This window comes from Pseudomonas sp. HMSC076A11 (assembly GCF_001810205.1).
Classification (GTDB): Bacteria; Pseudomonadota; Gammaproteobacteria; order Pseudomonadales; family Pseudomonadaceae; genus Pseudomonas; species Pseudomonas aeruginosa.
The window spans coordinates 23543-34360 of record NZ_KV800268.1 but is presented as its reverse complement, the minus strand read 5'-3'; the positions used below and the strand labels follow the sequence as shown (position 1 = coordinate 34360).

Genomic DNA, 10818 nt, shown 5'->3' with positions numbered 1-10818 from the left:
CGCGCGGCAGGTCTGCTTCGTGCTGCGCCCGGGCTATCAACTTCCCCCGGCGCCGAGGCCGAAACCGGTCCAGCAACTGTATGCGAAGCTCGCTGCCCCAACTCCGGCGGCGGTAGCGCAACCTTCTTCCACGGAAAAAGTCAGCACGCTGGAGTCGCCCGTCGTGGTCGCCTCGGTGCCGACACCGGCGCCAATCACAACCAGTCCCGCTCCGGCCAAGAAGCCTGAATCCACCACTGTGCTCCCCCCAGCCGCACCGGCCAAGGATGGCCACCCCTCTTCTCCTCCCGCGGCTTCGGCACCGACCAAGCCTGCGGCCTCCGCCGTGAAGTCCACGCCGCCCACTCCACCCACCGTGGCTTCCGCCCCACCGGTCAAGGTGCTCACGCCGACGGAACCGAGCCGGCCGCTGGCACAGGCCTGGTCAGCCGAGACGGGATCAACCCTGCGCGACACCTTGGAAGCCTGGGCAAAGCGCGCACGCTGGACCGTCCGCTGGGAGCCGCAGGATCTCAACTATCCGATCGAGGCTCCTCTGACCTTCCACGGCTCCTTCGAGGACGCGGTATCCGAGCTGTTCCCCCTGTATGACGCTGCCGAACGGCCCTTCCTGGTGAACGCCAGCCGCCCGCAGTCCCTGATCATCATCAAGGAGCGCAAGAACTGATGCGTGCCCCCCTGAAGAACCTCTTGCCTTGCCTCCTGATCCCCGCACTGGCCAGTTGCTCAGTCACGCGGGTGAACGAGTCGGCTGATCGTGTCGAAGCCACAGCAGACTCCGCGTCATCGATCGCCGCCCAGGTGCGCAACACCCGACCGGATCGGCGCGATACGGTGGTGTTCTCCGACAAACCCTGGGTCAGCACGAAACCCCTGAGCGTTTCTCACACCTTGTCCAGTGACTGCATCGTGACGTGGCGCCCTGCAGGCGCAGCGTCGCTGCAGGAGGCCGCCCAGGAAGTCATCAACCAATGCCACATGGCGGTCAGTATCACACCCGACGCGCTGAACCCGGCCGCCTTCGCCGTGCAACCTCAGCAGCGCGCGAGCAACGCCCCGCCGCCCATCCAAGGCGGCCAGGACATGGCCACCATGCTGTTTCCTGCCTCCGTCGCCAACGGCATGTCGCTCGGTGCCGGCGGCAGCATGGGGTCGAGCTTCGGGTCCTACGGCCCGCGGTCTCTGTACAACATCAAATGGAACGGCAAAGTCAGCGGGTTCCTCGATCTCATCGCCGCCCGCGCCGGCGTGTCCTGGCGCTACAACCCAACCGAGAAACGGGTCGAGTTCTACTACCTGGACACTCGGACCTTCCGCATCTACGCCTTCGACGACGTCAACACGGTGGACTCCACCGTGCGTTCCGGTATGACGACGGCCGCCGGCATCAGCGGGGACGGCTCCGGATCCACCGGACAGAATGGCAGCTCCGGCATCAGCGGCGACTCCGGCAGCAAGCAGACCACCAGTTCGGAGCTGAAGACATCGATCCTCAGCGACATCGAGAACAGCATCAACTCGATGCTGACGCCGAGCATGGGACGCATGTCGCTGTCGCGTGCCACGGGTACCCTGACCGTCACCGACCGACCAGAGGTCCTCAACCGTGTCCAGCAGCTGGTCAACCGGGAGAACGAGAGCATCACCAAGCAGGTGCTGCTGAACGTCAACGTGCTCTCGGTCGCCCTGACCGACAAGGATCAACTGGGGATCGACTGGAACCTGGTCTACAAGTCGCTCAACAACAAGTGGGGCATCGGCCTGAAGAACACCATGCCGGGCATCGACCAAAGTGCGATCTCCGGCTCCGTGAGCATCCTGGATACCGCCAACAGCGCCTGGGCCGGCTCCAAAGCCATGGTCCAGGCGCTGGCCCAGCAGGGCCGCGTTTCGACCGTCCGCTCCCCGTCCGTGACCACGCTCAACCTCCAGTCGGCGCCGATCCAGATCGGCCGCTACGACAGCTACCTGGCCTCCAGCCAGATCTCCAACGTCGCCCAGGTCGGCAGTACCACCTCGCTGATCCCGGGCGCCGTGACCAGCGGCTACAACATGAGCCTGCTGCCGTTCGTGATGGAAAGCGGCGAGATGCTGCTGAAGATCAACATCAACATGACCTCCCGGCCGACGTTCGAAATGCAGACCAGCGGGGACTCCAAAGCCCAGTTCCCGAGCTACGACATACAACTGTTCGACCAGAAGGTACGCCTGCGCAGCGGCGAGACATTGGTACTCTCCGGCTTCGACCAGACCACCGAGGACACCAACAAGGTCGGCACCGGCGACGCTGGGTTCTTCGGGCTTGGCGGCGGGCTGACCCGCAATACCAAGCGCGAGGTCATCGTGGTGCTGATCACCCCCGTCGTGCTGGGCTGAACCATGGAGAAGCCTGACCTCGGCAGACGTGGACCAGACGTCTCGATCCTGAGCTACCACGGCAACAAGTTCGTCAGCGGCTTGTTCTGGCGGCCGCTGTCCAGCCAGCGGCAGTACATGAAGGAAGCGCGCAAGCTGGGCAAGGAAGAGCATCTGGACATCGTTGCCATCCGCCATTCGCCGACGGTGATCCAGGCCGGCTTCGTTTCGAAGTCGCAAGGCGCAGTCAAGGGCATGTACTCCCTGGCCTCGGCGCTTTCAGGCCAGTTCGACGGCGACTTCCTGGCCTGCTGGAAAGTCGAGGAGGACCGCTACGCGCTGGTCGCCACGCTCGATGGCGCGATTGTCCCCGGGCAGGATGTCGTCACCACCCTCGACGAGGCCCGGGACCGGGTCAGGAAGCTCTCTACGCGCGGCGTGCTGCGAAACGCACAGGTCTTCGTTCCCGAAGGGTTCGATTTCCCCGTCAAGGACTTCGACATCGAGGAACTGCTCGCGCCGAAGCGCCTGCGGCGCGACTACCGCCTCCGGCAACTCACCTTCGGCTTGTCCGCCAGGGAGTGGACGGCAGTGGCCCTGCTCGGTTGCGTGGTAGGTGGGTCGCTAACCGCCTACTACCTATGGAATGCCCACCAGGAAGAGCTCGCCAGGCAAGCCGCGCTCCTCGAGGAGCAGAGGCACCTCGCCGAGCTGGCCGAGAAGAACGCCCAGGCCAAGCAGCCGCTGGACCTGGCGTCATTGCAGAAGCCTTGGACGCTCATGCCTGACCTCGAGGACATGCTACGCGCCTGTAGCAAGGCAACGGGGGTACTGTCGCTGTCGATCCAGGGCTGGCTCTTCGAATCCAGCAAGTGCGACGGCAGGGTCCTGGTCGCCACCTACCACCGTACCGGCAACAGCACGGCAGCCGACCTGACAGCGGCCAGCCAGCACCTGTTCGCCGACCGCCCCGCCTTCGTCATCGACAACGGCAACACCGCGGCCCTGAAGGTCGATCTGAAGGTCGCCATCGGCAGTGATGAGCCGCTACTGCCGGCGGACGACGTTCTGCAGGCGCTGACCAGCCACCTGTACCGTCAAGGGGTCGAGCCCAAGCTGTCGATCAGCCAGGAAACAACTCCGCCCCTCCCTGGCGCGGAAGCTGCGACTGAACAGCAAGTTGTGTTGCCTTCCTGGAAAAAATTCACCTTCAGCGCCCAGACCCGGCTCCCGGCAGACCTGACCTTCCAGGGGCTGCCCGCTGCCGGTGTCCGCATCACCAACCTCGAAACCACGCTCAAGGACAGCCGGTTGGACTGGACTGTCACAGGAGAAATCTATGCGAACTGAGCCGATCGGCATGGCCGTGGCCGTGCTCTTCCTCTTCGCGTCCGGCCAGGCCTGCGCTGGCACCGTTGGCGAACTTGCGGAGATCCAGGCCCAGGCCATCCTCACCGAGGCCAAGGTGCGCCTGGCCACGGCGCAGCGGCAATTGGAAGGCAAAGGCGAAACCGGCCAGGTCGTCAGCGCCCAGGGGCAGACGTTCGCCATGCCGGTGCCGGCGGCGGCGCCGACGATCACGCAGCCGGTTCCGCCAGTGGTGCGGACCATCTACGGCGCCGGCGGCAAGATGACTGCCACGTTCTTGTTCCCGGGCGGGTACGAGGTTGACGCCGCCAGCGGCGCGGAGCTGCCGGGCAACTACCGCGTCGAGTCAATCTCGCTGGACCAGGTCGTGCTCACCGACAAGGATGGCAACCGCGTGCCCGTGGGCTTCTCCAGCGTTGCCCCCTCCCAAGCCTCCTCTACGGCCCAAGGCGCCTCGGTTCCGCCGGCGCTGCCCGGGGCTGTACCGCAGCCGTTCATTCAGTAGGCACCGCCATGACGAACCTTCAGATTGCCGCGCTTGCGCAGCCCTCCATGGTGACCCAACTGCTCACCGCCGACGGTGGTGAATGGGAGGTATCGAAGCACCTGCAGGAAATCATGGCCCTGGCCGCCGACGGCACGCTCTATCTATCGGAGAGCCACCAGAACGACATACACGTTCTGTCGTTCATCGACCGTCTCGATCGCCGTGGCTTCCGATACCAGCTCAACCTCACCGACCTGCAGACCATTCACCAGCTTTACCGCGCCGTCGCCATGGACGGCCTGGTCGATAGCGATGGCCAGCGCGCCACCCAGATGCAGGAGCGCGTGGTCAAGATCATTCGTAAGGCCACTGAGCTGCGCGCCAGTGACGTGCATTTCGTCGTGAGTCCCGCCGGCACCGGCAGCAAGATCCGTTTCCGCGTCGACGGCCTGCTGAAGACCGTCGAGCAGTTCCGAAGCCAGGAGCTGCACGAACTCTGCGCCACCATCTACCAATCCATGTGCGACGTGGCCGAGCCACTTTTCAAGCCGCAACTGGACCAGGATGCGCGGATGAGCCAGACCTTCGTCGAGAAGCTCAACCTGTTCGGTGCCCGGATCGCTACCCGCCCGCGTGCCGGGGGGTTCTTGATGATCCTGCGGCTGCTCTACGACGACACCGGCCTCGACAGCCTGGAGCAGCTCGGCTACCTGCCCGAGCAGAACGCACTGTTCGATCGCATGATGCGTATGCCCTACGGCATCAACATCCTGTCCGGCCCCACCGGGTCAGGAAAGTCGATGACCTTGAAGGTCACCATGGAAGGCCTCGACAAGCTCCATGGCGGATCCAAGCACATCCTGACCATCGAGGATCCGCCGGAATACCGCATTCGCGGCGAAGGCATCAACCAGACCCCACTGGTCTACGACGCCACCGACCCAGACGCAGAACGCCAGGCCTGGGCCGCGGGCATCGCCAACGGCATGCGCCTGGATCCGGACTACATGATGATCGGCGAAGTACGCGACCTCTTCGCCGCTGTCGCCGCGTTCCGTGGTGCGATGACCGGGCACGGCCTGTGGTCGACCCTGCACACCAACAGCGCGATCGGCATTGTCCAGCGACTGAAGGACCTGGGCGTCGACCCCGGCTTGCTGTTCGATCCGGCCCTGCTGACCGGCCTGATCAACCAGAGCCTGCTGCCCAAGCTCTGCCCCCGCTGCAAGCTGCGCTTCCAAGACCACCAAGACCAACTCGCGCCCGACTTGGTCGAACGGGTCCGACGCTTGACCGATGTTTCCCAGGTGCATGTCAAGGGGCCTGGCTGCCAGGCCTGCCGTGGCTCCGGGGTCAACGGCCGCTCGATCGTCGCCGAGGTGGTGCTGCCCACCCTCGCCTTCATGCGTGTGTTCGCCAAAGGCGGTCCAGCCGAGGCACGCAACTACTGGGTCAAGACCATGCAGGGCATCACCAAGCACGCCCACGCCATCCGCCGCATCAACGAGGGCATGTTCGACCCGCAGATGGTCGAGGATTTCATTGGGCCACTCGACTTCGATGAGCATCTGCTCGACGACAGCTTCTACTCGCAGGAGGCGTGCTGATGGGGGGCTTCTGGGAGCAGTTGCAGTTCGCCTTCTACAGCAAGCAGTTCGGCCGCAAGGAACGCCTGCAGTTCTACGAAAGCATGTCCACCCTGCTCGAAAACGGAGTCCCGTTGAAGGACGCTGTGGCAGAGGGGCACAAGATCTTCGCTCATGAGGGGCAGCATCCGTTTCATCCGGTGGCCATCGCCAGTCGCGAAGCGCTGATGGGGCTGTCCAACGGCAAGCGTCTGGCCACCGCCATGGCGCTCTATCTCCCCGCCCAGGAGCGAGCGCTGATCGAGGCAGGCGAGATGAGCGGCAACCTGGTTCAGGCCATGGGCGATGCCGTCTCCCTGGTCGAGGCCCAGGCCAGGATCCGCGCCACCATCTGGCAGGCGCTGCTCTACCCCTCGGCGCTGTCCGCCATGATGGTGTTCCTGCTGTGCATCGTGGCCTATCGCATGGTCCCCAGCTTGGCCAGGCTCTCCGACCCAGTCACCTGGACCGGCCCGCTCGCCACGCTCAACGCCATTGCCAGCTTCGTCACAGGACCTGGTATCTACGTTCTGGTCGCCGTCATCACCCTCACGGTGGTGGTCATCGTCACGTTGCCGACCTACCGCTGGAAAGGCCGGGTCTGGCTGGACCGGACGCTGCCGCCCTGGTCCATCTACCGCATGCTCCAGGGCACCACCTTCCTGCTGAACATGGCTGTCATGCTCAACGCCGGCATACGCCCTTACGACAGCCTGGCCAGCATGATCAAGATCTCCCCGCCCTGGCTGAAGCAGCGCTTGGAAGCCGCCCGCTACGGCGTGGGCCTGGGCCAGAACTTGGGTGTTGCCCTTCGCAGCGCCGGTCACGATTTCCCCGACCGACAGGCCATCCAGTACCTGTGCATCCTCGCCAACCGGGGAGGCTTCTCCGAAGCGCTGGTCAAGTTCAGCCGCCGCTGGCAGGAGACCAGCCTCAAGCAGATCGAGCTGGCCGCCGGGCTGGTGAAGAACTTCGCCCTGATCTTCATCGGCGCGCTGATGATCCTGGTCCTGCTCGGCGCCTACCAGGCACAGCAGCTCATCCAATCCATGAACCACTGAAACCTCACCAAGGAGCGCTCCATGAGCACTACGCAACGCACTTCCCGTCCGACGCAGGGCGGTTTCGTTTCCATCGAGATGATCATCGTGCTGATCATCATCGCCATCGGGGTCGGCCTGGGCCTGGCCGCAGCGGCTGGGATGTTCAGTTCGTCCAACGCCAACGAGGAACAGCGCAACATCAGCGTTATCGCGGCTAACGCGCGGGCCCTGAAGACCTCTTCGGGCTACGGCTCCAGCGGCACCAACCTGATCCCGAGCCTGATCGCAATCAACGGCGTGCCGAAGAACATGAGTGTCTCTTCTGGCGTCGTCTACAACGTCTACGGCGGATCGGTCACTGTCTCGTCCACCGGGATGGGTTTCTCGATCACCACCAGCAAGTTGCCCCAGGACGCCTGTATCACGCTGGCCACCAAGATCGCGAAGAACACCTTCGAGCAGACCAAGATCAACAGCGGATCCGCGATCACCGGAGAAGTGACCACCGCAGCCGCGACCCAGGCCTGCAGCAGCGACAGCAACAGCATTACCTGGACCTATAGTTCGTGAGTGTGAACCCGATCATCCAGGCTCAGTTCGTCGACCTCTACCTCGGTGAAGGCTTCGCCGACGTGAAAGGCCTGGCCGGCGCCGGCGCGCGCCGAGTCGAAGTGCCTCGCGAGTGGGAGTCGCACGCCCAGGAACTGCTGCAGATCTGCAGGCAAACGCTGGAGGAGTTGCAGGATCCTGAGTTCGCCATCGTCGTCGACGGCGTTCTGCTTCGCGTCACCCTCCTCGAGGACGCTTTCAGTGGCAGCGTCTTCGTGCTGCGCCGGTCGAGCGCCCAATTGCGGGAGTTCCAAGAGATCGGCTATCCGAGCGAAGTGGTTTCCGCACTGATGGATCCGCAGTTGCAGGGCCTGGTCCTGTTCTGCGGCGAGATGGCGACCGGCAAGACCAGCTCCGCCGCCTCTCTGCTCCTGGCCCGCCTGCAGGAGTTGGGCGGGGTGGGCTGCGCCGTCGAGGACCCGCAGGAAACCAACCTCAGCGGTCAGCATGGGCTCGGCCGCTGCATCCAGGTCAGAACCTCACGGCGCTCAGGCGGATACAGCGAGGCCCTGCTGCGCACGCTGCGGGCCGGTGCCGACCTGGTGCTGATTGGCGAGATCCGCGACGAGGACACCGCCTACCAGGCCTGCAAGGCCTCTCTGACCGGCAGCTTGGTGATCGCCACCATTCACGCGAAAAGCTGTCATCAGGCGATCGAGCGCTTGGTGACGCTCGCCCAGCCACTGGCGAGAAACGCCTACGACGTGGTTGCCGAAGGCATCCAAGCTGTGATCTGCCAAGCGCTGGAGAGCGATGGTTCCTCGCGCCGCCTGACCGCCGAGCCACTGCTGTTCACTGGCGACGACGGCCCGTCCATGCGCGACAAGATCCGCCGAAAGGAGGCTCATCTGCTGCAGGACGACCAAGCTCGCCAATCCCGGCAAAGCCTATGGAGATAACACCATGAGGAGTATGCGCAGCAGTGGATTCATCTCGATCGAACTGATGATCGCCCTGGTCGTGATCGCCATCGCGACCGCCGGCGGCATATCGGTCCTGATGAGCTACCTGGACGGCCTGGACGAGCAGCACGCGGCCCAGCAGCAACAGCAGGTGGCCAAGGCAGCGGAGAAGTACCTGAAGGACAACTTCAGCACGGTTCTGGCCAGCGCCGGCGCCACGGCCCCGGCGGTGATCACCGTCCCGATGCTGCGCAACACCCGTTACCTGCCCGCAGGCTTCCGCGACACCAACATCTACGGCCAGCAATACCAGGTCCTGGCCCGCAAGCCGGCACCAAACCAGCTCGAAACGCTGATCGTGACCACGGGTGGACAGGTAGCTTCCGAACTCTCGATCCGCCGGATCGCGCAGCTCATGGGAGCCACCGGGGGCTACATCTCGAAAACCAACACCAGTATCGCCCAGGGCGCCGCCTGGCAGGTGGCCTTAAGCAATTTCGGTAGCGCTCCCGGCGCTGGACACCTGGCGACGGCGCTGTTCTTCCAGGACGGCGCCATCGCCAACGAGTACCTCTACCGCAATGCCGTCCCGGGTCATCCCGAACTCAACCGGATGAATACCACGCTGGACATGGGAGGCAACAATATCACCGCGGCCGGGGCGATCACGGCCAGCGGCAACATCACCACCAGCGCGGACATCAGCGCGCGCAACGTGACAGCCGCTGGCACGGTGAAAGCCGGCACTGCTGACGTCGCCGGCGAGACGTACACCGGAGGCTGGTTCAGGACCCGTGGTGACACGGGCTGGTACAACGAGAAATGGGGCGGCGGCTGGTACATGAGCGACAGCACCTGGGTGCGCTCCTGGATGAACAAGAACGTCTACACCGGCGGCGAGATGAAAGCGGGCAAACTCACCGCCGAGGGCCGGACGGAAGTCGGCGAGTACCTACAGCTCAAAGGCGTGGCCACCGAAGGAGCCAACTGCTCGCCGAACGGGCTGGCAGGCATCACCAGCACCGGACTCTGGCTGTCCTGCCAGAACGGGAAATGGGGACGAACCGCCGCCTCCATGCGCCTGAACACCACGGCCGGCGTGATCAAGGACTGGTGTACGTTGCATGGTCAGGATAGCGCCATGGTGAACTACGACTACGTCCGCTACGCGATCACCTGCGGCGGCCGATTCTGCGCAGTGGGCTTCAACCAGACATTTGGCACCAACTACTCGTTCGGGCTAATCACTGAGATCGGCCCAGGCTTCAACTACCCGGAACCCTACAAGACCCCCGACTCGACCAACGTGACCGTTACCTGCGTGAACTAGCAGGTCGCCACGACTCAAGGACTACCGTATGCCGCTGATGTGGATCGTCCTGGTGCTCGCGCTCATCACCGGTACCTGGCTGAGTGTACAAAGCGACCACGCGACCTCGAGCGCCGAACTGGCCGAGGTCGACACCCTGGCCAGGAGCTTGCTGCTCTACCGCTCCAGTCTGGCGGAGTACGCACACGCCAACCCCGGTTTCACCGGTTTGCCGGCGGACTCCGCTCTTGGTTTACCGGCCTGGTTCCGCAAGCCAGCGCGGCTTCAGGGCTACATCGCCGCCGGCACCAGCTACGCCTACATCGCCTCGCCGCCGGCGGGGCTGGCGGCGGCCGTGGATGCTGGTACGGAATCCGACCTGGTTGGCGTCAGGCGCAACGGCCAGTTAGTCACGCGCCGCCTCGGAGCCACTGCCATTGTGCTCCCTGCGCCCATCCCCGAGGGCGCGGTGGTCGCGGTCAAATAACCTCCACAGGCCAGTAAACCCCGGCGCAGCTTGATAAACCGGCCTTCTGAACACATAATGCCATCAACTTTGATTTCACCCCGCTGGCTACTGACGGTCATCAGTAGCGCCCTGGTGATGCAGGTTCGCCTCATTACCAAACCGTAAGCACGCTACAACACCGGGTGGGGCGTGCGGATCTGGTTGAGAATTCTCCCTGTGTCTCCCTGTTCTTTTGCTTGTCATGCAGCCGTCAACTCGTGTCGAGCGAGTTTAAAGGCACATAGGGTTCTCAAGAGGTTCGGTGTTTCCTCGATTTAAGGGTCGTACTGGTGTTACGGCCCCTCCTTTTCCCCTCTCCATGGGTAGCCTGATGCTCCTGCTCCAGGACTATCAGGCTACCCATCGGGATCCTTCTCCCTGCCGGTGGCCCGCCGGTGATACGCAGGGCTCCCTTTGTACGCGGATGCGTGCCTACTGTTTGCTGGCCAAGCCACGATAATGGCCGGGTGATGGGATCGAGACGATCAATGCCCAGGGATCGACGATTCAACCACAGGTGGCTCACTTGACTCCCCTTCCAGACACGGCTGGGGAAACCTTTGACAGGGTTTCTACCAGCCGCGCTCTTCCGCCCTCGCTCTCCGCCCGCTG

At 64.0% G+C, this 10818-nt stretch carries 10 protein-coding genes; all 10 read left to right on the top strand.

From position 1 onward, the window contains the following. Nucleotides 1–667 (top strand): TcpQ domain-containing protein (locus tag HMPREF2716_RS29760; protein WP_256548102.1); only part of this gene is annotated, 667 nt, incomplete at its 5' end. Continuing rightward, the gene (locus HMPREF2716_RS03050; protein ID WP_016264244.1) at nt 667–2376 is read left to right on the top strand and encodes a PilN family type IVB pilus formation outer membrane protein; all 1710 of its coding nucleotides are present in this window, start codon (nt 667–669) and stop codon (nt 2374–2376) included. The genes HMPREF2716_RS29760 and HMPREF2716_RS03050, both read left to right, overlap by 1 nt. Nucleotides 2377–2379: 3 nt before the next feature. Beyond that, entirely contained in the window at nt 2380–3705 is a 1326-nt protein-coding gene (gene pilO2, locus HMPREF2716_RS03045) for a type 4b pilus protein PilO2 (protein WP_016264243.1), read from the top strand. Further along, on the top strand, nt 3695–4228 hold the full coding sequence (pilP, locus tag HMPREF2716_RS03040; protein ID WP_016264242.1) for a type IV pilus biogenesis protein PilP: 534 nt from the start codon (nt 3695–3697) through the stop codon (nt 4226–4228). The genes pilO2 and pilP overlap by 11 nt, the downstream gene beginning before the upstream one ends. 8 nt (nt 4229–4236) lie before the next feature. Next, entirely contained in the window at nt 4237–5817 is a 1581-nt protein-coding gene (locus HMPREF2716_RS03035; RefSeq protein WP_016264241.1) for a GspE/PulE family protein, read from the top strand. Next, nucleotides 5817–6896 carry a type II secretion system F family protein gene (locus tag HMPREF2716_RS03030; protein ID WP_070621806.1) on the top strand — a complete coding sequence of 360 codons (1080 nt, stop codon included), beginning with the start codon at nt 5817–5819 and terminating at the stop codon, nt 6894–6896. Before HMPREF2716_RS03035 ends, HMPREF2716_RS03030 begins: the two co-directional genes overlap by 1 nt. 21 nt (nt 6897–6917) lie before the next feature. Then, nucleotides 6918–7448, top strand: coding sequence for a type 4 pilus major pilin (locus HMPREF2716_RS03025; protein ID WP_003099765.1), 531 nt, complete (start codon nt 6918–6920; stop codon nt 7446–7448). Further along, nucleotides 7445–8386: an ATPase, T2SS/T4P/T4SS family gene (locus HMPREF2716_RS03020; protein WP_003134125.1), complete on the top strand. Its 942-nt coding sequence runs from the start codon at nt 7445–7447 to the stop codon at nt 8384–8386. Before HMPREF2716_RS03025 ends, HMPREF2716_RS03020 begins: the two co-directional genes overlap by 4 nt. A gap of 4 nt (nt 8387–8390) precedes the next feature. After that, nucleotides 8391–9719, top strand: coding sequence for a shufflon system plasmid conjugative transfer pilus tip adhesin PilV (gene pilV, locus HMPREF2716_RS03015; protein WP_058137752.1), 1329 nt, complete (start codon nt 8391–8393; stop codon nt 9717–9719). A 28-nt stretch (nt 9720–9747) separates the two neighbouring features. Continuing rightward, the gene (gene pilM, locus HMPREF2716_RS03010; RefSeq protein ID WP_058137753.1) at nt 9748–10185 is read left to right on the top strand and encodes a type IV pilus biogenesis protein PilM; all 438 of its coding nucleotides are present in this window, start codon (nt 9748–9750) and stop codon (nt 10183–10185) included. The last annotated feature ends 633 nt before the right edge of the window (nt 10186–10818 follow it).